The 21,365-nt window shown below is 49.3% G+C and carries 19 protein-coding genes and 1 pseudogene; 15 read left to right on the top strand and 5 right to left on the bottom strand.

The genetic code is table 11. From position 1 onward, the window contains the following. Positions 1-217 precede the first annotated feature (217 nt). The 4 genes and pseudogenes from TPRIMZ1_RS21105 to TPRIMZ1_RS0104885 form a co-directional block, all read left to right on the top strand. Positions 218-427 (top strand): annotated as a pseudogene (locus TPRIMZ1_RS21105) (GyrI-like domain-containing protein); the annotation flags it as partial. A gap of 281 nt (positions 428-708) precedes the next feature. Continuing rightward, a complete protein-coding gene (locus TPRIMZ1_RS21055) occupies positions 709-816 on the top strand; it encodes a shikimate kinase (RefSeq protein ID WP_010255829.1) in 108 nt (35 codons plus the stop codon). 343 nt (positions 817-1,159) lie between these two features. Further along, positions 1,160-1,429: a hypothetical protein gene (locus tag TPRIMZ1_RS0104890; protein WP_010255827.1), complete on the top strand. Its 270-nt coding sequence runs from the start codon at positions 1,160-1,162 to the stop codon at positions 1,427-1,429. Beyond that, the gene (locus tag TPRIMZ1_RS0104885; protein ID WP_010255825.1) at positions 1,423-2,019 is read left to right on the top strand and encodes a hypothetical protein; all 597 of its coding nucleotides are present in this window, start codon (positions 1,423-1,425) and stop codon (positions 2,017-2,019) included. The genes TPRIMZ1_RS0104890 and TPRIMZ1_RS0104885 overlap by 7 nt, the downstream gene beginning before the upstream one ends. A 252-nt stretch (positions 2,020-2,271) precedes the next feature. Here TPRIMZ1_RS0104885 and TPRIMZ1_RS0104880 read toward each other — a convergent pair whose 3' ends face one another. Continuing rightward, positions 2,272-3,489 carry a M15 family metallopeptidase gene (locus tag TPRIMZ1_RS0104880; protein WP_232616742.1) on the bottom strand — a complete coding sequence of 406 codons (1,218 nt, stop codon included), beginning with the start codon at positions 3,487-3,489 and terminating at the stop codon, positions 2,272-2,274. A 158-nt stretch (positions 3,490-3,647) separates the two neighbouring features. Next, on the bottom strand, positions 3,648-4,799 hold the full coding sequence (locus TPRIMZ1_RS0104875; RefSeq protein ID WP_010255823.1) for an aldo/keto reductase: 1,152 nt from the start codon (positions 4,797-4,799) through the stop codon (positions 3,648-3,650). A 263-nt stretch (positions 4,800-5,062) separates the two neighbouring features. Here TPRIMZ1_RS0104875 and alr point away from each other — a divergent pair, with 263 nt between their 5' ends. The 3 genes from alr (at position 5,063) to TPRIMZ1_RS0104860 (ending at position 8,689) form a co-directional block, all read left to right on the top strand. Further along, on the top strand, positions 5,063-6,241 hold the full coding sequence (alr, locus tag TPRIMZ1_RS0104870) for an alanine racemase (RefSeq protein ID WP_010255822.1): 1,179 nt from the start codon (positions 5,063-5,065) through the stop codon (positions 6,239-6,241). A 44-nt stretch (positions 6,242-6,285) separates the two neighbouring features. Then, positions 6,286-7,893, top strand: coding sequence for an N-acyl-D-amino-acid deacylase family protein (locus tag TPRIMZ1_RS18480; RefSeq protein WP_010255821.1), 1,608 nt, complete (start codon positions 6,286-6,288; stop codon positions 7,891-7,893). A gap of 88 nt (positions 7,894-7,981) precedes the next feature. After that, positions 7,982-8,689, top strand: coding sequence for a pirin family protein (locus TPRIMZ1_RS0104860; RefSeq protein WP_010255819.1), 708 nt, complete (start codon positions 7,982-7,984; stop codon positions 8,687-8,689). Positions 8,690-8,703: 14 nt separating this feature from the next. Here the strand turns inward: TPRIMZ1_RS0104860 and TPRIMZ1_RS0104855 are convergent, their stop codons facing one another. Both TPRIMZ1_RS0104855 and TPRIMZ1_RS0104850 read right to left on the bottom strand, forming a co-directional pair. Continuing rightward, positions 8,704-9,174, bottom strand: coding sequence for a C40 family peptidase (locus tag TPRIMZ1_RS0104855; protein WP_010255817.1), 471 nt, complete (start codon positions 9,172-9,174; stop codon positions 8,704-8,706). A gap of 46 nt (positions 9,175-9,220) precedes the next feature. Then, on the bottom strand, positions 9,221-10,264 hold the full coding sequence (locus TPRIMZ1_RS0104850; protein ID WP_026043533.1) for a KamA family radical SAM protein: 1,044 nt from the start codon (positions 10,262-10,264) through the stop codon (positions 9,221-9,223). A 92-nt stretch (positions 10,265-10,356) separates the two neighbouring features. On the opposite strand from TPRIMZ1_RS0104850, the gene argF reads away from it, so the two are divergent. Further along, positions 10,357-11,295 carry an ornithine carbamoyltransferase gene (gene argF, locus TPRIMZ1_RS0104845; protein ID WP_010255813.1) on the top strand — a complete coding sequence of 313 codons (939 nt, stop codon included), beginning with the start codon at positions 10,357-10,359 and terminating at the stop codon, positions 11,293-11,295. Here argF and orr read toward each other — a convergent pair. Beyond that, on the bottom strand, positions 11,288-12,373 hold the full coding sequence (orr, locus tag TPRIMZ1_RS0104840) for an ornithine racemase Orr (RefSeq protein WP_026043532.1): 1,086 nt from the start codon (positions 12,371-12,373) through the stop codon (positions 11,288-11,290). The genes argF and orr overlap by 8 nt on opposite strands. Positions 12,374-12,746: 373 nt before the next feature. Between orr and ord the strand changes: the two genes are divergently transcribed. The 7 genes from ord to nhaC all read left to right on the top strand — a co-directional run bounded on the left by ord (position 12,747) and on the right by nhaC (position 21,116). After that, positions 12,747-13,805: a 2,4-diaminopentanoate dehydrogenase gene (ord, locus tag TPRIMZ1_RS0104830; protein ID WP_010255809.1), complete on the top strand. Its 1,059-nt coding sequence runs from the start codon at positions 12,747-12,749 to the stop codon at positions 13,803-13,805. Positions 13,806-13,814: 9 nt separating this feature from the next. Further along, a complete protein-coding gene (ortA, locus tag TPRIMZ1_RS0104825; protein ID WP_010255807.1) occupies positions 13,815-14,114 on the top strand; it encodes a 2-amino-4-oxopentanoate thiolase subunit OrtA in 300 nt (99 codons plus the stop codon). Then, on the top strand, positions 14,114-15,523 hold the full coding sequence (ortB, locus tag TPRIMZ1_RS0104820) for a 2-amino-4-oxopentanoate thiolase subunit OrtB (protein ID WP_010255805.1): 1,410 nt from the start codon (positions 14,114-14,116) through the stop codon (positions 15,521-15,523). Before ortA ends, ortB begins: the two co-directional genes overlap by 1 nt. A gap of 83 nt (positions 15,524-15,606) precedes the next feature. After that, the gene (locus TPRIMZ1_RS0104815; protein ID WP_010255802.1) at positions 15,607-15,963 is read left to right on the top strand and encodes an ornithine aminomutase subunit alpha; all 357 of its coding nucleotides are present in this window, start codon (positions 15,607-15,609) and stop codon (positions 15,961-15,963) included. 11 nt (positions 15,964-15,974) lie between these two features. Further along, on the top strand, positions 15,975-18,197 hold the full coding sequence (gene oraE / locus TPRIMZ1_RS0104810; RefSeq protein WP_010255799.1) for a D-ornithine 4,5-aminomutase subunit OraE: 2,223 nt from the start codon (positions 15,975-15,977) through the stop codon (positions 18,195-18,197). 12 nt (positions 18,198-18,209) lie between these two features. Then, positions 18,210-19,574: a GlmL-related ornithine degradation protein gene (locus TPRIMZ1_RS0104805; RefSeq protein WP_010255796.1), complete on the top strand. Its 1,365-nt coding sequence runs from the start codon at positions 18,210-18,212 to the stop codon at positions 19,572-19,574. Positions 19,575-19,637: 63 nt separating this feature from the next. After that, positions 19,638-21,116, top strand: a complete 1,479-nt coding sequence (gene nhaC / locus TPRIMZ1_RS0104800; RefSeq protein WP_010255795.1) for a Na+/H+ antiporter NhaC — start codon at positions 19,638-19,640, stop codon at positions 21,114-21,116. The last annotated feature ends 249 nt before the right edge of the window (positions 21,117-21,365 follow it).

Below are 21,365 nucleotides of genomic sequence, written 5' to 3'. Positions count from 1 at the left end.
TCGGCTGCGATATGTGGCTGGTGGCCAATGGGGGAATAAGAAATACATGAGCATGAAACAGGAAGAAGTGGCTGTTTCTGCAACGGTTTAATTTTATTTATATGGCTGCAAATCAATTTTGCGAAATATTATTGACACTACCAACAGAAAATGTATATAAATATTTTTGTGGAATACCTGTTGAAAATAATTATGAAATACATATTTTGAAGAATATAAAATTATAGGTGGAAATTATGCGGTATTTCAGCATATTGGATCAATGTATAATTTAAAAAATAGTTTATACACGATGTATAAAAAGATAATCCCTGATAGTAATTTGATATTGGATAAAACAAACTATTTTCATTTTGAATTGAATAATTATAGATGGAATAATAATGAATCAATAATCGAAATATATGTACCATTAAAAACAGGGTAATAGCGGGGGAAGCGATAAACCACGAAGGGCACGAAGAAGAGCCCGCTTACACGGGGGAGGGAAAGGGAGAGAGAATGATTATGGAAACAATAGAGAATACCCAAAACAAAATAACTGTTATTCTTCCTGATAACTCATACATCCACCTCAAAATGAATAGTATTACTTATATCCCAAATAGACAAGCCGCCTTGCGTATTGTTGAAAAATCTTAAAATACAGCTATAATCACAAGTAAATAATCGGCAGAGGCAGAAGGAGTTTAAACCGGGGAGGGTATAATGCGTATATATATCTGCGGTCCCGCAGGCTGCGGAGCAACAACCCTGGGACAGCGCCTTGCGGAATCCCTAAAACTGCCTTGTTTTGACAGCGATGATTTTGCCTGAAAAAAAACAGATCCGCCATCCCCCTCTATCATTATGAAGGAAAAAATACACAAATCCCGCTAAAGCATTTTCAGTCTTTTCGTAAATTCATACCAGTCTTTTTTCGGCGCCTTTACCGGAGGAGCCACGCCGACGACATAGACCTCCGGAACCTGGATGTTCATCTTGCCCGGATCATACTCCCCAAATTTAATTGTTTTCGTGATCGGGAATTTGAATTATTCGGCAGGTATTTTAACTGGCTTTTGAATTGATCGTATTATTAGGCGTATATATCTCGTTAGGCAAAATACATCTTACCATATTTATAAAGATATAATATAATGAATTAAGGAGAATGGAAATGAAAAATTTGAAAGTCGATATTGATTTTGATAAAATTGATGATATACTGTTTGATGAAGAGCAATATGAATCGCATATTAATTTTCTTATTTCTAATAATAAGATAAAAAAATTTCCATTTGGATTTGAATACAACGGTATTACAGAATTAATAATAGAGGTTGAACCAAAAACTATAAGGAATGATATTTTACCGATACAGGATCATGTAGATAAAAAAATCAATATACTATTCAAAAACCTTCAGAAGAAATCAAATATTTGTTAAAAATTATAAATTATGGGTTTAATGTAAATGATTATGCAGGTATGTATTTTTATGTTTCGATTGTTAAATCATCAGAAACAGACTATATTGAAAAATTAAATATGCTGTCTTGTTTACTATCAAATATTAATAAGGAATTATTTAAAATCAGCAATATCTATTTGAATATTGAAAAACATGATGAAGATGAAACACAAATAAATGATTCAATTCAAATTATATTAAAAACCAATAATTATTTATTCGTCGAAAAAGAAGAAGATTTTGTTTTTGTATTAACTTCCGAAAGAAGTTTTGGTTTTAGTAAATATTTGGCAATTTATCAGCTTCTTGAGAATAAATTAAAAAGAAAAAATATAAAAATAGAGGAGATAAAAAAATCATTGGATATTGAGTTGAAACAGGAAATAGAACTCCTGTATAAAAAATATAAAAACCAGTTTGAACTAAATAAATTTGAAGATGTAAAATTTTTTAAAGGTATTAGGCATTATTTAGTTCATGGAAATAATTTAGATATGAAGGTAAAATTAAGACCAATAATAAATGAATTAACGAAAACATTAATTAAAATTGTTAATAAAATATAAAAAACAAGGGAGGTATTACCCGCTTTTGCGGTTAAACATAAACAAATCTGTCGGCGGGACATAAAAACCGTAAGGAGAAAATCATAAAAAGAAACATAGTGTATTTTTAAGGGAAATTATGCCCGAAACCCATTCCACTAACTAGATTGCTTGGAAAGTCATTGCGTTAGTAAAATTGCCATGATATAATTATGAAGGAATAGGTAAATTTGTTAATGATATAATTTTAATGAAATAGTAATACCTGGCCTTTTACCTGCCGGTTCCCAGGATTAGCAGTTCCGGGTGGTACTCGAAGTGCATGGTGTCATAGCGCGGCCATCTGCCGCCCCATATAAAGCCCTGTTCCTCGAAAGCACGAATTACCGGGGCGGGCGGGTTTTGCTTTTTTTCGGCGGAGACCGTACGCCAGTCAATCCCTTTGGCGGCTGTCCACTGCCAGTAGGTTTCCATACCCGCCTGGGTCTTCATCAGTAAATCTACCGCTACCCCGTAAGCATGAAAACTGCGGGCTTCGCTCCCCGCAACGTTCCGCCAGTTCCAGCCGGTAATACTTGCCAGGTTTTTGATCCACCCCTGTATTTCCGGGCTGTCTTTGGCCAGTTCCTGAATACGCGCTTCCGCCCTGCCCAGGGGCGCGGCGATATCCTGGTGTATCTGCAAAGACCATCCCAAAAATTTGATCCATTGCTGGTGAGAGAAAGCCGCTGTTCTGTCCCCCCCTTGCCAGATGGTCTCAACAAAGGGAGAACGCTTTGCGCCGGGGTTGACCGTTATGCGGCTAGACCCATAGGGGTCGGTATATTGCCGCCGGGAAAGGATCTGATTCGCCGTGTCTTGCCACGGGCTCGTCTCGTCCGCACTACCCGGGGGCTCCGGAGAATACCGGTATAAAAACGGTGGACGAAAATCCTCCGGCCTTTGCGCATCTTCCTTGAGGAGGAATCTGCCCTGGGCATAATACCAGCGGACTCCGTCCATCTCCAGAGTCCAGTCGCCGTCCTGAAAGATCGCAGGGCCTAAACGGTTGCCATAGGCCGCCGCGAACAGCTTAGCCATATCCTCAGCCTGGCGTCCCCCCGCGGCCCTGCGTAATCCAAGTTCCGCAAGCATATCCAGAGCCCAGGTTTCGGCCATGGTCTCAATTCCCTTCGCCTTTACCCGTCCGGTAAACAGAAAAGCTCCGCCGGGAAGGAAGCGCGCCCCTTGCAGGCGTTTCTCAAACTCACCGTTCAAATCCCCGGCAAATTCGATGCTGGTCCAAAAGGGGATGACCCTGCCGTCAAAGAAATCGGTTTCCGCAAGAAACGCTTCAAGGGGCTCAGGAATCAGGCCCGCCGAAAGAGAGGCGCCCACAAAAAAGGTCTCGTAATCCAACAGGTCAGGCAGCGGCTTTTGGCGTTTTCGTGCGGTACCGCCGCTTATTTCAAACAGTTCGCCTCCGGTCGTCCGGGCAATAGCTTCTGCCACACGGCGGGTTTCCTTTTTGTCGGCAAAGTAGATGACCAAGTTAGGCCCTGCCCGCTCATCCGGTATTATTGGCGTACCGTCTTTTGGGAACAAGGCGCACCCGGTCAGGCCGAGGGTCACGGCTATAAGGAAACAGAACCCCGAATTTTTCAACGGAATTAAAATCCGAATAGGTCTGCGGCCCGTTTCATGTTTGCTGCAACCGGTATATTAAAGGGACATTTTTGTTCGCAGTTTTTACACGAAATGCAGTCCGATCCATGCTTGGTAAGTGATCCGTAGTGTTGCTGTACCGTAGGAGGAATATTTTTTTCGTTAAGCGCCGCAATGTCGGTATAACGGGTTACGGCGGCTATATCAATACCCTGCGGGCAGGGCTGGCAGTGATTGCAGTAAAGGCAGCCTCCCTTTGACGATGCCTTAAAATCTTTGATAAATTCGCTGTAATCCAAGTCTATTTCGCTTTTGTCAAAATAGCGGAGCGCGTCCTTTATTTCATCTTCACTTTTGCTGCCTAAAAGGACGCTGGCGACTGCGGGACGGGTAAGGGCGTAGTGAATACATTGGCTGACGCTCATGGCCCTGCCTAGGGGCGAGAATTCCGGGGAGAGGAGTTTTCCTGCGAGCAGGGTTTTCATTACCGTTATGGAAACCTGCCGCTGCTCGCAGAGCTGATAAAACCGCGCCCGGCCCGGCTCAATTTCCAGATGGAATTTTTCTTTGAGTTTGGCGTCATTGAGAAGCTCATAAATATCGGAATTAACCGGGGTCATGTCAAAAACAGGATTAACGCTGAACATGATAAGGTCAACAATCCCTGTCCCGGCGATACGGCTGGCAATTTCGCTGTTATGGCAGCTTGCGCCGATAGCACGGATCACCCCCTTTTCTTTTAAGTCAAGGACATAGCGCAGCAATTCATCTTCAAAACAAAGGGAAAAATCTTTATCCGTGTCAACGAAGAAGAACATACCAAAATCTATGTAATCGGTTCCCAAGCCTTTAAGAAGCGCTTCAAAATTTTTTTTGCAAACCCCAATATCCCGGTTTACATCATACTGGCCATCGGTGGCGGAGGACCCGAGGTGTCCCTGGATGAGCACCTTTTCACGTTTACCCCGCAGCGCCCGGTTTATATGGTTCTGTACTTCAAGGCCTGGCATACAGCAGTCAAGGATGTTTATCCCCCTATCAATAGCAAAGCCGATAACCTGCTCAGTTTCTTCGGCGGAAATGCGGGCGATTCCTTCGGAACCAAGGCCGATAACGCTTGCTTTTATTCCGGTTCTTCCAATGGTACGATATTCCACGCTAAACTCCTTTCCCGTACCGTTTTGCGGCACCGCTCATCTAAACGTATTTGATCAACTATACAGGCTGGGGTCAACTACAGGTCAAGGGGGTTACGTATATTTTCGGAAAAATGTATAAATATACATAATAAGGTCAAAAAACGCATAAAATTTACTTGACAAGGGAATTTTTTGATTGTATATTTATGAAATTTTTGTGAATTACTACTGTAGCGGCGGGTACTGGAATGCATCCAACGGTTTCAAATGGAGCGACAAAGATGTCAATTAACGAATTTGTGGATCCTACGTTAATCGGTTACTGTGGTTCATATTTCCGGGTGGACACAGACGAAGTTGTAAGAAATTTTAGGCGGGTGCAAAATTATATTGGCAAGGACATAGGTATTATCCCTGTGGTAAAGGGAAACTGCTATGGCTACGGTCTTGTGCCAATGGCAAAATTATTTGCCGAAAGGTGCGGCGCCAAGCTCATTGCCAATGCGGCGGTCTGTGAATCGGTGACGCTCAGGAAGGCCGGTATTACCAACGAACTCTTTTTAATAGGCGGCGTGCCTCAGCATCTTCTGGAAGCGGTGGTAGAATATGATCTGCAAATTCCACTTTTTGAAAGTAAAACTGCGGATGTTTTAAACAATTTAGCGGGTAAGGCGGGCAAGATCGCGAAGGTTCACTTAAAAATTGAAACCGGTATGAACCGACTCGGTGTGCGGGGGGGGAAAGATCTTGCCGCCCTGCTTGATTACATGAGAAATAAAAAGAACATGGAAACTGTTGGGATTTATACGCATTTTGCCACTTCAACCGCTGATTACAACGACCCCTTTGCATTAGAACAGTTTGGAAGATTCAAGGAAGCGGTGGAGCAGGTAAAAGGAGCGGGAATTTCGCCGAAATACATTCACTGCTGCAACTCTGCTGCTATTGCCTGGTTCAAGGATGCATACTGCACCCATGTACGTTCAGGCGCTTCCGTGCTTGGTCATTTGGCGATGGAAGACGGACGGGAACCCATTGGGCTTGAAGAGTCGGTATCAATCCGTACATTTGTTACAAGTATACATAATGTATATCCCGGTGAAAGTGTCGGTTACCATCGCTATTTTAAGGTGGAGAAGCCCATGACGATAGCCACCCTTAGCATAGGCTTTACCGACGGGATTTATCCGCCCTGGGCTAAAACACAGGGTCCCGTGCTTGTCAGCGGTAAACGCACTCATTTTTTGGGTATTTGTATGGATCAAAGCTTTATTGATGTTACCGGCATTCCCTGCGAGATAGGCCAGCAGGTAACCCTTATTGGCAGGGATGGAGATGAACGGATTAAGACCTGGGACATCGAACGGCATACGGGGCAGACCTTCGAATTACTTTATGGTACAATTGGTTCTCGGGTCGCCAGGGTTTATATCTCGAACGGAGAGGCGGCCGTTGTTTAGCCGCCGATGCGGTTATAGTTAAACGAGTATAAAGGGGTAGGGTAATGTGTGATTTAGTCATTAAAAACGGCATGGTGATTGACGGTACGGGTGCGCCCGCTGTACGGGAAGATATTGCGATTAAAAATGGTATCATTGTTGAAAAGGGGAAGTCCCTGTCCGAATCTTCGCAGAATGTAATAGATGCGGATGGTCTTATTATTGCCCCTGGTTTTATTGACAACCATACCCATTCAGACGCAGTCTGTCTTGACAACCCCACCGCAGAGAATTCGCTTTTGCAGGGCGTGACGACCGAGATTACCGGCCAGTGCGGTATAAGCGCATTTCCGGCAATTGATCCGGATATTGCAGAAAAAACGATGTTTACCAAGATGGTTTCAAAGGAAACCCTCGAAAAATACAAGGGCATAAAGACGCTTGCGCAGTTTTTTGACCATATTGACTCTGCTGGAAACGGAACAAATATAGCCGTCTATACGGGTCATAATTTTCTTCGTATAACCGCCATGGGGTTTGATGATCGCGACCCGACCGAATCTGAAATGGCGGCGATGAAGAATCTGCTTGCAGCCTGCATGAAAGACGGTTCTCTCGGGCTTTCGAGCGGCCTTATTTACCCTCCGGGAGTTTTTGCAAAAACCGGTGAGCTTGTCGAACTATGCAAGGAAGCGGCCAAGTACGGCGGTAATTATGCCACCCATATACGAAATGAGGGGAGCGATGTGGTAGAGTCTGTTGAAGAGGCCATCACCATAGCGCGCACAGCAAAGATACCTTTAAATATTTCTCATCTAAAAACCGCCGGCAGAAAAAATTGGGGTAAATCCTTAAAGCTGCTTGAAATGATTGACAAGGCAAATGCCGAAGGGATTGAAGTTTGGGCGGATCAATATCCGTTTAAGGCGAGCACAACGAATCTTGCTGTCTATATTCCACCTAAATACCTAAACGACGGTTTGAGCGGACTTTCCACTTACCTGAACGATGATAAAACAGTGAAAGAACTGTTTCAAATACTTTCAGTTTATTCTAAAACTACCGGATGGGAAAACGATCTTTTCTACACGGAACCCGGAGATATAATGATATTTTCAAACATAATATCATCGGGTAAAGGCGCGTTCACCCTTGCTGAATATATGAAACAAAACGGCATCACGAATAAGGTAGAAGCGGTCCTTTCTGTATTGAAAAAGGATGTGTATGCCTTCGGAGTCTTTTTTGAAATGTCAGAAGATGACATTGAGAATATTATGAAACATCCGCTTGTGGCAGTTGGTACGGACGGCTGGACAATAACGTCAGGAACATCATATCTTCCGCCGCGGGCGTATTCCGCTTTTCCCCGTGTCATTGAGCATTATGTTGGGGAAAGAAAATTGTTTACCCTGGAAGAATGTATCCGTAAAATAACGTATTTCCCTGCCTCAAAGGCGCGTATCAAATCTAAAGGTTTGATTGCAGAAGGAATGGATGCGGACATAACCATTTTTGATAACAAGCGCATTAAAGCAAATGCGACCTTTGAGCAGCCGCGCCTTCCGAATGATGGTATAGAATATGTCATCATAGGCGGCAAGGTGGTTGTCCGCAGCGGTAAGCTCACCGGTGTGCTTGCGGGAAGGTCCGTACGGCACGGACGGAATTAGAAAGAATCATCCGGGAGCCTGTCTGCCGACTATAAAATTTGACCTCTATTATAGGATTCATTATATTATAGGAAACAGGAGGTTCATCATGCTGCGGTATATCGATCATACAAAAATGGGACGTGGTATTCATGGCTGGCTGGACAGCCATTTCCATTTTTCTTTTGCCGACTATTATAATCCGGAAAATATTCAGTTTGGAATTTTACGGGTTATAAACGACGACATGGTGGAACCGGGAATGGGCTTTGATACGCACCCCCATGAGAATATGGAAATTATTTCCTATGTTGTTGACGGGGAGTTGACCCACGGAGATAGTATGGGAAACAAGAAAACCCTGACCCGGGGACAGGTGCAGTATATGAGCGCAGGAACCGGAGTGCAGCACCTCGAATACAACCTGGGTAAGGAGGGCCTCCGTTTTTTGCAGGTATGGATTTTCCCGGACAAGATCGGATACAAGCCCAATTACGGCGATTGCCGGTTTAACTTTGAGGATAGGCGCGATACATGGCTGCCCATTGCATCAAGTACGAACAATGAAAAAAGCAAGGCCCCCATCAGGATTCATGCGGACATCAATGCCTATGCGACAATTGTATCAAAGGGAAAAAGTCTTACGTTTGAGGTTGCAAAAAACCGGCAAGCGTATCTTGTGTTGGTAGAGGGCAGCGCTACGGTGAATGATGTGCAATTGTCCATGCGCGATGCGGTTGAAATTACCGAAGAAAATATAACCCTTCATGCCGGGGAAGATGCGCACGCGCTTATTATTGAGATGGCGAAAGCGTAAACCGGCTCGTACCTCTATGGCAGGGCTCGGCCGGCTCCGGCATAGCTGCGGGACCAGAAACTCTCGTTCAGCCGGGAATACATTACCCCTGTTTTAGGGCCGTCCGAGGCGGAGTGGAAAAACCAGCCATCGCCGATATAGATCCCCACATGGAATATATGGCCATCCCGCTGGAAAAAAACCAAATCCCCGGGCTGGATAGCCGCCTTTTCCAGCCGCTCCGTCCAATGGTATAGATCCTCTGCGCGCCTGGGAACCTCAACCTTGAAGCTGTCCCGGAAGCTCAGGTACACCAGACCCGAACAGTCCAGGCCCTGCCGGCTCATGCCGCCGTACCTATAGGGAACGCCCCGGTATTTTTGCGCCGCCTCAATAAGCATTGTCCGGGCGTCATCAGTGGAGACAGCCGCCAGGGGAATTTCCGCGGACAGCCGGAACAGGGGAAAAATCAGAAGAAAACAGCAAACAAAACGCGCATGAGTCATACTGGCCTCCAATACATCGTTCTAAATTACTATATCACTTTTCAACTTAATCTATAGGGTAGGGCCATAGTTTCCCATTTTTGTCTTTTAGGAGGTATACCCGGCCCATGGTCCGCTCCTCTTCCCCGGTTATGCTTTCCTCGGAAAGACGGATTTTTCCGCCGCCGCCGGGGAGATCCACCGCGTAGGCCGGGAGCAGGGATGCTTCAAGTTTGGTCTTTATTTCCCGGTACAGACCAAGCCCCTGCTTGAGGGGGACACGGAACTGGGCGGTTCCGGGCGCAAGGTCGAGCTGGAAGAGGTAGTAGGGGATGAGTCCCAGTTCCCGGCATTCCCGAAAAAGGGTGATCAGTGTTTCTGCATTGTCGTTGACGCCCTTGAGGAGCACGGTCTGGACCAGAATGGGGATACCCGTTTCCATAATGGCCCTTAGAGCGCGGCGGCTTTCCGGGGATAGCTCCAGTGGGTGGTTGATGTGGACCGCCATGCGGAGGGGCTGAAAGCGGCTGAGCAGATTGACAAGCTCCGGCTTGATCCGGGCAGGGACCGTGATGGGGAGCCGGGTACAGATGCGGATGGGCAACAGTTTTACTGTTCGCAGGTCGTGGAAAAGCCATTCCAGCTGTTCATCGGAAGCGGTTAAGGGGTCGCCGCCGGACAGAAGTATTTCCCGGATTTCAGGATGGCCGGCCAAATAGGCAAGAACCGGTTCCAGTTCTGCCGGAGTAATAAAGGCCGTTTCTTCGGCCACCCATACCCTGCGGAAACAGAAACGGCAAAACCCGCCGCAGCGGGCCGTAGTTTTAAGCAGCGCCCGGTCCTGGTACTGGTGAATCAGCCGGGGGACTACCCGATGGCATACCTCCCCCAGTGGATCCTCAAGGGCAAAGGGGGTATCCTGCGCTTCCTTAGGGTCGGGCATAAATTGACGGCGGATAGGATCGTCCGACGCCGGCCCTGCAAGGGAGGCAAAATGCGGGCTTACCGCGAAGGGCAGCCCCCTGCGTCCTTTCATAAAGGCTGCTTCCTCCGAACTCACCGATGCGGCTAAGGCCGGAGGTAAATGGTCAATATCAGTTATTAGCTCCAATATATTTCTCTCGGATTCATTATACCTTCCCACTTTAAGTGTATCCAGTATCCTTGACAGATCCCCCTGATTGCGGTTATCATGAATTTACTATGGATATAAAAGCGTTTAAAGGGCGTTCCTTGCTTACCTGGCTTGATTATACGGGAGAAGAAATCCGCAGTTTTCTGGATTTATCCAAACAGGTCAAGGAAGAAAAAAAACGGGGAGAAACTCACCAGCGTTTTGTGGGAAAAACAGTAGCGCTGCTTTTTGAAAAACACTCTACCCGGACCCGCAGCTCCTTTGAGACCGCCGTGGGGGAAGAGGGGGGCTATCCGGTATTCCTTTCACCGGCGGATATCCATCTGGGTGAAAAGGAATCCATCGAAGATACCGCCCGGGTCCTGGGCCGTATGTACAGCGCCATACAATTCCGGGGTTTCAAGCAGTCCACCGTGGAAGCCCTGGCAAAGTATTCCGGGGTACCGGTGTACAATGGGCTTACCGACGATTTTCATCCCACCCAGGTTCTTGCGGACATCCTTACGATAGAAGAGAATTTTGGTCCCGCTAAGGGGAAGAAACTCTGTTTTGTGGGAGACGGGCGGAACAATGTTGCCCGGTCCCTGATGGTGATATGCGCAAAGTTAGGGGTTCATTTTTCCATAATCACCCCCCCCAGTCTCAACCCCGATCCGGTTTTGACCGGTACATGCGAATCCCTGGCTGCGGTATCCGGTGCAAAGATACGGATAAGCGCCGACATAGCGGAGGTCGAAGGGGCCGATGCAATTTACACCGACGTGTGGGCTTCCATGGGGGAGGAGGCGATAAAAGCGGAACGGGTCCGGCTGTTAAGCCCCTACCAGGTCAATAAGTCTCTTATGAATAAAACAGGCCACAGTGATACTATTTTTCTTCACTGCCTTCCGGCAATACGGGGCGAGGAAGTTACCGCCGAAGTGATCGATGGCCCCAAAAGCCGTGTCTGGGACGAGGCGGAAAACCGTAAACACACCATTAAGGCGATAATGCTCGCCACTATGTAGTATACCGCCGGTGAATGTAGCCGCTGGTAAAAGCCCGGAGCAGGGCGCTGTATTTAATGGTAAATACCACCACATCCCCCACCTGATAATCTTTTTGGGAACCGGTCAGATCCAGCATGAGGTGATCCGAACTGGAACCGAGTATGCTGATCCCAGGGTCCTGAGGGAATATGGTATCCGTATCCACATCCTGCCTGCCGATGGCGAGGATTCCCCGCTTGATCATCCCCCGGTCCTCAAAAACCGGCCTTTGTCCAAAGGCGTCCACCCCGCGTTCCCCCACCGGCAGGGAACGCTTGGTCTGTACTTCGATAATCTGGGCTTCCAGCTTTACCCCGTCCGCATAGGTGTTTTTTATCCGTGCACCATAGGCGCTTTCGGTTCCCAGGATAAAGGCTTCACCTAAACGTAAATTGTTGATTCCCTTGGGAAGTTCACCCCGTTCGATTAAATAGTAGGAACTGGAATTTCCTCCGGAAACCACGGCCAGGCGGATACCGAAGTGTTTATGGATACGGTCAGCCCAGGATTCCAGGATAGAGAGGTTATCATTTTTTGGAATAATAGCCCCGTAACAGGTAAGGTTGGTTCCTAAGCCGAGCAATTCCAGGTGTTTCATCCCGATAATTTCCTTAACCGTCTTGAGGATTTTTTCCTCCTCCGTATAAAAAAGCCCTTCCCGAAGATCCCCTAAATCGATCATCAGCAGGACCTGATGAATTTTTCCCTGCCGTGCCGCTTCCTCATTTAAAAGCCCCAGGGTTTCGATCTCCGAATTCATGCTTATATCCGCGTAACGGATTATATCCGGGATCTCACATTTTTGAGGCAGCCGGAGAAGGACCGTTTTTTTTCCCCTCCCGGCGTAGGTTTTTATATTCTGAATCCGGGAATCCGCCAGATAATCAACAGCGGGATGGGACAGCAGCATTTCCACGATCTTCGGATCTGCGCAGCTTGATTTTGTCACGATCATTAACGAACAACCCGCGCCTTTTACTGTCCCGGAAATGGTTTCCAGATTTCCGCGCAATTTTCCAATATCAATAGAAAGAAGAGGATACGCTAGCTGATCCATCGGGGAACTATCAAACGTCATTTAAAATACCTCGTATATGAAATATACAAAAAATTCTGATAAGTTTCTATACAACCCCTCCCGCCCCTTTCTCTTGGCATTCTGTATTTTCATACGGAAGAGTCAAATTTTATGGAACATTGAAATGGAAAAGTGTATTAAAATACGAAATACTGAAAAATTATACATTACTAAAATTGTTAATTATTTTTCTTGACTTTGCAGAGGATGTATGCGAATATTAATAATAAGATATGTATAGAAAAATCAAAAAAATCGGCAAAAAAACAGAACCTGTTATTGCTTATAAAACATCTATACTATCGGTGTGCAAAATATTTTAAATCCGTATCTTAAGGGGAGTAGGGTAAACATGGAAAATGTAAAGGTTATTATCTGGGGACTGGGGGCCATGGGTTCCGGTATGGCAGAAATGTTACTGGAGAAAAAAGGCGTGGACATTATTGGTGTGGCCGGCAGGCCGAATAAACAGGGCAAAAGTATGTACGATTTTCTCTCAGTCAAAAGGGGAAACCGGCCCGATGTTATCATCGGTTCTCCGGAAAAGGTAATCACCGAAAAAGCCGCCGATGTGGTATTGCTTTGTACCGATTCATTCACCGCCAAAGCCTTCGACCGGATAAAATTTATTCTGGAAAAAAAGATTAACTGTATTACCAGCGCAGAAGAAATGTCCTACCCCAAGGCCAAGGAACCGGAACTGACGAAAAAAATTGACGAAATCGCCAAAGCTAACGGCGTATCGGTTCTCGGCACGGGTATCAACCCCGGGCTTATCATGGACCTCCTGGTTATCATCATGACCGGTTGCTGTAAGGATGTGGAACATATCACCTCCCGGCGGGTCAACAGCCTGTCCCCCTTTGGACCTGCGGTTATGGAAGAGCAGGGCATCGGTATCACCCCCGAGGCATTTCGGGATGGCGTTAAGACCGGCAAGCTTTCCGGGCATGTGGGCTTTTCCGAATCCATCAGTATGATTGCCGATTCCATAGGCTGGAAAGTAGACGACATCAAACAGTCCATGGAACCCATTGTTACCGATGTTGACCGCAAATCCCCCTACGGCTTCGCCAAGGCAGGAAATGTCGCAGGCTGTGCCATGAAGGGGTATGGATACATCAAGGGGGATCTGAAAATAGAAATGGATCATCCCCAGCAGATTGAACCGGAACAAGTTGGGGTCAAGACCGGCGACTATGTTATCATCAAGGGTACGCCGAGTATCAACATGATCAACTCTCCTGAAGTTCCCGGGGGTATCGGTACTATCGCCATGTGTGTCAACATGATTCCCCAGATTATCAACGCCAGGCCCGGACTCCAGACCATGATCACCCTGCCCGTACCCCGGGCTATTATGGGGGATATGCGGGATCAAATTGCCGAAGAAGCAAAAATCGTAAAGTGAGGTTACTCCATGATTAAGAAAGGCGCGTGGGTTCGGATTCATAAGATCGTTCTTGAACCCCGGGATCGGGCGCCCCAGGTTCCCGAAGATACCAAGACGGTTCCCTTGGAACTGTGGGTAAAGGGCTGGCTCCAAAAAGATGCGGAAATTGGCAAGGAAGCAGAAATACTGACCCGTACCGGCCGCAAAGAGGAAGGAACACTGCTGGAGGAAAACCCCACGTACCGGCACGGCTTTGGAGAGTTTGTACCTGAGCTGTTGGTTATAAGCGATCAGGTACGGGAGCTGGTATTCGGAGGAGGGAAATAGTGGACCGGAACAGAGATTATACATCGGTCATGGCGAGGAAGGGAGAGATAATGAAGAAGTCCGTAGGTATTGACTACGGCGCCTTTGAAAGCGGCTCCATTGCTTTTGACTATGAGGGGATGATGCGGGAAACAGGGTATACCCTGGAGGAAATAATAAAAATACAGTCCCATGTCCATGTGGGAAACACCCCCATTATTGAGCTGCGGAATTTAACCGCCCTGGCCAGAAAATGCGCCAAGCCCGGTTTCGGCGCACGGATACTGATCAAGGACGAGGCGGCCAATCCTTCGGGAAGCTTCAAGGCCCGGCGGGCGGCAATTGCCATTTACCACGCAAAGAAACTCGGCTTTAAAGGGGTTATCTCCGCTACCAGCGGGAACTACGGAGCTGCCGTGGCCTCCCAGGCGGCCATGGCGGGGCTGAAGTGTATCGTGGTGCAGGAATGTTACGACTCTAAAGGACTCGGGCAGCCGGAGATTATCGAAAAGGCCAGGAAATGTGAGGCCCTTGGCGCCGAGGTGGTTCAGCTTTCCGTGGGACCGGAATTGTTTTACAAGTTTCTCCTGCTGCTGGAAGATACGGGTTATTTTAACGCGTCGCTTTATACCCCCTTCGGTATCGCGGGGGTAGAAACCCTGGGCTACGAAATCGCCGTCCAGTTTCAGGAAAAGTACGGCCGCCACCCGGATGTGGTGGTCTGTACCAACGCCGGCGGGGGTAACTTAACCGGTACCGCCCGCGGTCTCCTTAAGGCCAATGCCCACAGTATTGTTGTGGGTGCTAGCGTAAGTTTAGCGGGGCTGCACATGGCCTCTGACGGGCAGTTCAACAGGAAGTCCTTCACCACCGGACATACCGGTTTTGGGGTGCCCTTTTCTTCATGGCCCGACCGGTCGGATGTCCCCCGTTCGGCGGCCCGCCCCCTGCGTTACATGGATCGGTATGTGACCATCACCCAGGGTTCGGTGTTCTATATGACCGAAGCTTTGGCAAGCCTTGAGGGGCTGGAAAAGGGTCCTGCGGGGAACACTTCCCTTGCGGCGGCCTTTGCCCTGGCCCAGGAAATGCCCCAGGACCAGATGATCCTGGTACAGGAAACCGAATACACCGGAGCGGGTAAACACGTACAGCCGCAGCTTTCCTTTGCACGGGAAAACGGCATTAAGGTGACCTTCGGGGATCCCAAGGACGAGGTACCCGGTGAAAGCCTTATCCTCCCCGCCCACCCGTCACTGATCAAGGCGACCGATGTTGACTTGGATCATATCCGCAAATCATTGATCAAAACGGCTCTGGGCGGCGGGAAGACCCCCACCGAAAGGGACATACAGTTTCTGGCTGAAGAAACCCGTAAGGACGAATCCTTTGTCCGGTCTGCCATCGCGGAACTACAGAAAAACCAATAGGAGTAGTGTGCTACTTCGTAGCACTTCCGATTAACACGGCGTCATCAGGTCTACGACCTGGCCGCTCTTTTATAGGAGTAAAAATGAAAAGACAGGATGATTTTGCCGAACGGCGAAAACATTTAGCCGGACTTACCGATGAAGAACTGTACCGGCATTTCTGGGAAGTAACCGCCAAGGTAGTAGACCCCCTTCTGGAATTGGGTAAAAAATATACATCTCCATCCATTGAACGGTCAGTATTACTGCGTATGGGATTTTCTTCCCCGGACACCAAAACTATTGTGGAAGGCTGCATAGACCGGGGGCTCTTGGGTAAAGGGGCAGGGCATGTGGTCTATAAACTTTCCAAGTCGAAAAATATTTCCGTACAGGAAGCCGGCGCAATGCTGGTAACCGGCCAGGGCTGGAACGATGTAGTTGCCCTGTTTAAGGCCTAAGGAGCGGCAGAATGATTGATAAGAACAATTTGGAGCCTAATAAAAAACTGGATATAGAAAACCTGCTCCGGGATCTTGACAAATACAGGCCCAGGCGCCGGGGCTGGACCTGGAGGAAACCTGCTCCGGGACTGGAGCTGGGTCCCTTTAAGTACCGGGACGCCTCTACGCCTTTAACAAAGGATGTGCCCCTGCCTTCGGCGAAGTACTTCGGCGATATTGATCCCCAGCCCATGCCGGTGATCACCACCGAGATTGCTTCCGGGCGCTTCGAAGATGATATACGCAGGATGAGGATGGCGGCCTGGCACGGCGCGGACCACATCATGGTTATCCGTACCGCAGGGCAGTCCCATATTGACGGCCTTATGGAAGGCACCCCCCAGGGAGTAGGGGGCGTACCCATTACCCGGAAACAGGTTCGGGCCCAGCGGAAAGCCCTGGACCTTATTGAAGATGAGGTGGGCCGCCCCATCAATTACCATTCCTACGTGTCCGGGGTTGCCGGGCCTGAAGTGGCGGTGATGTTCGCTGAAGAGGGGATCAACGGCGCCCACCAGGATCCCCAATACAACGTACTGTACAGAAATATTAACATGATACGTTCCTTTGTGGACGCCTGTGAATCCAAAAAAATCATGGCCTGGGCAAACATGGCCCAGATCGACGGCGCCCACAACGCCAACGCTACTGCCCGGGAAGCATGGAAGGTGATGCCGGAACTCATCGTGCAGCACGCCATTAACAGCCTGTTCTCCGCAAAGGCGGGTATTGAAAAATCAAATATTTGCCTGTCCACGGTACCCCCCACGGCGCCCCCCGCGCCCTGTGTGTTCATGGACCTGCCCTATGCGGTGGCCCTTCGGGATCTCTGCCGGGAATACCGCATGAGGGCCCAGATGAACACTAAATATATGGAAGCCTCCGCCCGGGAAAACACGGTAACCCACGTACTGAATATGCTGGTCTCCAAGCTGACCAGCGCGGATATACAATCCACCATTACCCCCGATGAAGGCCGGAACGTACCCTGGCACATTTACAACATCGAAGCCTGTGATACGGCGAAGCAGACCTTCATGGGCCTGGACGGCCTTATGGACATGGTGGAGTTGAAAAAAGACGGCCCCCTGGTAGAAAAGGCCCGGGAGATCAAAGAGCGGGCCTGCCTCTTTATGGAAGAAATTCTGGAAGCCGGAGGCTACTTCAAAGCGGTGGAAGAGGGCTTCTTCGTGGATTCCGGCTGCTACCCCGAACGGAACGGAGATGCAATCATCCGTAAAACCGACGCCGGAGTCGGAGCAGGGGCCATTTATGAACGGGACAAGGACTACTTCGCCCCGGTAACCGCCCACTACGGGTACAACAACGTTGCCCAGTATGATCCTGCGGCAGTTAGTAATCCTGCAAGCCTCATAGGGGGCTGCACATTTGAAAAACCGGAGAAGATCGTCTACATCGACGAACTGGATCCGACGGACAACGTTAATGTCCGCATGGCGGAAAACGCCAAGTACCGGAATACCAATCTGCTCAAGCCCGAAATGGAATGGTCTGCCGACGGCATCGTTATGGTCAACCTGTTCCTGCCTGCGGAGCGGCGGATTGCGGAAGCGGCGGCCCTGGAATTCGCCGCAAAGATGAACCTTCAGGATCCTGAGATCATCAACCTGGAGGTATTGCAGGAAGCGGAGGGGGTACGCATTGAGTTAAAGGGCAAACTGCCCTTTGAAGTTGACATCAGCAAGCTTTATATTCCTCCGGTACAGGAGATCCTGTCGGATGATGAGATACGCGCCGATGTGGCGGACCATCCCCTCAGGGTGGTTTGCGGAACCGTGGGGGAGGACGAACATTCGGTGGGTATGCGGGAGATCATCGACATCAAACACGGCGGTATCGAACGTTTCGGTATAGAGGTTCACTACCTGGGAACCTCGGTGCCCGTAGAAAAACTGGTGGACGCCGCCATCGAACTGAACGCAGAGGCCGTACTGGCCTCCACCATCATAAGCCACGATGATACCCATTACAAAAACATGAAGCGTATCCACGAACTAACGGTAGAAAAGGGCATCCGCGATAAGGTAGTCCTAATCGCCGGAGGTACCCAGGTGGTTCCCAAACTGGCGGTAAACGCCGGAATGGACGCCGGTTTCGGCAGGGGCTGTCACGGTATTGATGTGGCAACCTTCCTGATCAAACACCGCCGGGAAAAGCGGCGGAAAAACTAAAGCGGGGCCGTTTTGCACGTAGACGTTTTGGTAGCCGAAATCGGATCCACCACCACCCTGGTGAACGCCTTTCAGAACATTGACGGCCAGGACCCGGTCCTCTGGGGACAGGGTCAGGCGCCAACTTCGGTTCTGGAGGGGGATGTCAGGGTAGGGCTCCGGGGGGCAATAGGGGATCTGTGCCGGAAAAAAGGTGTGGAGTCCCTGGAATACCGGGATATGCTGGCTACCTCAAGCGCTGCCGGGGGTCTTAAAATGACCGTCCACGGATTGGTATACGACATGACCGTCAGGGCCGCCAGGGAAGCGGCCCTTGGCGCCGGCGCCATTATCCACATGGTAAGCGCAGGAAAACTGCGCAGAACTGACTTGGAAAAGATCCGGGAAATCCAGCCGAACCTTATTATGCTGGCCGGCGGGGTGGATCACGGTGAACGGGATACCGCCCTGGACAATGCGGAAGCCCTCTGCAGCCTCGGACTTTCAATTCCGGTTATCTATGGGGGAAATATCGATAACCAGGATGAAATCCGGCTTATATTCCGTGACAGCACCATGCCCCTCTATATGGTAGAAAACGTGTACCCCCGCATAGATGATCTGAACGTAGAGCCGGCCCGCCGGGTTATTCAGGCGGCCTTTGAGGATCATATCATTCAGGCGCCGGGGATGGAGCATGTGCGGGATATGGTGGGTGGTCCCATTATCCCCACACCCGGGGCGGTGATGGAATGCGCAAAGTTACTGCATGGGGCCATAGGAGATCTGATGGTACTGGATGTGGGCGGCGCCACCACGGATCTTCATTCCGTTACCGCGGGGTCCGAAGAAATTTCCCGCATTTCGATCAGCCCCGAGCCTTTTGCAAAACGTACCGTGGAGGGAGACCTGGGGGTCTATGTGAATATGCATAACCTGGTTGACCTCATCGGGCAGGACAAGCTGGCCTCTGAATTAGGATTCCCGCCGGAGGAAGCCATGGCCACGTATAAATTTATTCCCAAAACTGAAAAGGAACTGCAATTTGTCGAGCGCCTGACCCTGGAAGCGGTTTTGCAGGCAACGGAACGGCACGCCGGGCATATACGGTATATCTACGGTCCTTCCGGTCGCAGTACCCTGGCGGAGGGAAAGGATTTGACCCAGGTAAAATACATAATCGGTACCGGCGGCGCCTTAACAAGGCTACCCCACCGCGTAGAAATGATGGAAGCCATCGCAAAACACAACGAAACCGGGCTTTTCCTTTTTCCGCCTGAAACCGCAGCGATATTGGTGGATAATGATTATATCATGGCATCCCTTGGGGTACTCTCCAAGCAGTATCCCGATGCCGCCCTGAAACTATTACAAAAAAGTTTACATATATTTCCATGATCCAGGATGACCCGGTAAATATTTACCGTAATGTTAGTATTTCTAATTGTTTAGGAGGATTACATGAGTAATGAACAGAAAAAAGCAAGAGTACCCCGGACCCCAAAGATATGGGAGGCCCTGCTCTCCTTTGCCGTACTGATCGGTGTAATGTCCGTGGGTATCGCCGTATTTGGGGTGGATCCCCATATCCCCATGATCATAGGCACCGCCTTCGCGGCCATCATGGCCCTTTGGCTCGGCTTTGACTGGAAGTACATTGAAAAAAGCATGTTCGACGGCATTTACCAGGCATTACAAGCGGTAATCATCCTGGCGGTTATCGGGGTGCTCATCGGCGTATGGCTGGTAGCGGGGGTAGTACCCACCATGATCTACTATGGCCTACAGATTATTACCCCATCATTGTTCCTGGTGGCCAGTTTGATCACCTGTTCCATTACTTCCCTGGCCACCGGTACTTCCTGGGGCACCTGCGGTACCATCGGTATTGCTTTGATGGGCGTGGCCTCCGGCCTCGGCATCCCCCTGCCCATGGCTGCCGGTGCGGTAATCAGCGGCGCCTACTTCGGCGATAAGATGTCCCCCCTGAGCGATACCACCAATCTGGCCCCCGCCATGGCCGGAACGGATGTGTTCACCCACGTAAAATTCATGATCAGGTCTACCCTGCCGGTATACATCATTGTGATAGTTATTTACCTGGTTTTGGGTTTTCGTTTCGCCAAAGACAATATAGACATGAGCAACCTGGCGATAATTACTGCGGGCATCCGCGATAGCTTTACTATTTCACCGGTCCTGCTCATTCCTCCCCTGGTGGTTATCCTTTCCATCGCCTTCAAGATGCCCGCTATACCCGGCATCTTCCTGGGCATCGTTTCCGGCGGCATCCTGGGCGCAATAGTGCAGGGCAACAACTTTGGTCTCCTGCTTTCCAGCGCCTACGGCGGCCATATCAGCGAAACCGGTATAGAGGCCATCGATGAACTCCTCACCGCCGGGGGACTGGAAAATATGATGTACTCCATCTCCCTTACCATTCTGGCCATGACCTTCGGCGGTATTATGGAGAAAACCGGCCAGCTGGAAGTTATCGTGCAGCAGCTCATAAAATTCGCCCGGGGTACTACTTCCCTGGTGGGGCTTACCCTGCTTACCTGTTTTGGCAGTAACGCTACCATGCCTGAGCAGTATATCTCGCTTGTGGTACCCGGCCGTATGTACAACGCCACGTACCGCAAACGGGGTCTTCACCCCAAGATGCTGAGTAACGCCCTGGAAGCCTCGGGCACGGTGACCAGCGCCTTGATACCCTGGAACACCTGCGGTGTGTTCCTCACCGGCGTCCTGGGGGTTTCCACCCTCCAATACGCGCCCTGGGCTTTCTTTAACTACCTGATGCCCATAGCAGTACTGATCATGACCGCCTTTGGCCTGCTTACCGTTAAAATCTCCGATGATCCCGGTACAGTTATTGCGGTCGATGATATTTCAACCGATGCGGTTAACGCCGGCGCCGAGGTTGTCGCCAAGGCGTAGGGAATAGAAAGTTTCGTTACAGGATGCGGTCCTTGCCTGAAAGGGGAGGGGCCGCATTTTTTTACGCCTTAACATATCCACATGTGTGTGGGGAAAACTCTAACTGTGCCATAAGCCAGGTGTACGGGACGGAAACACCCCCACGTGTGTGGGGAAAACCAAGTGAAAACTGGTGGGTTAGTATCCTGGGTAGAAACACCCCCACGTGTGTGGGGAAAACGATCCACGCGGTGTTGTCGCGGGAGTAGG

The sequence above is a fragment of the Treponema primitia ZAS-1 genome (assembly GCF_000297095.1).
Classification (GTDB): Bacteria; Spirochaetota; Spirochaetia; order Treponematales; family Breznakiellaceae; genus Termitinema; species Termitinema primitia_A.
This window is presented reverse-complemented; position numbering and strand designations above follow the sequence as displayed.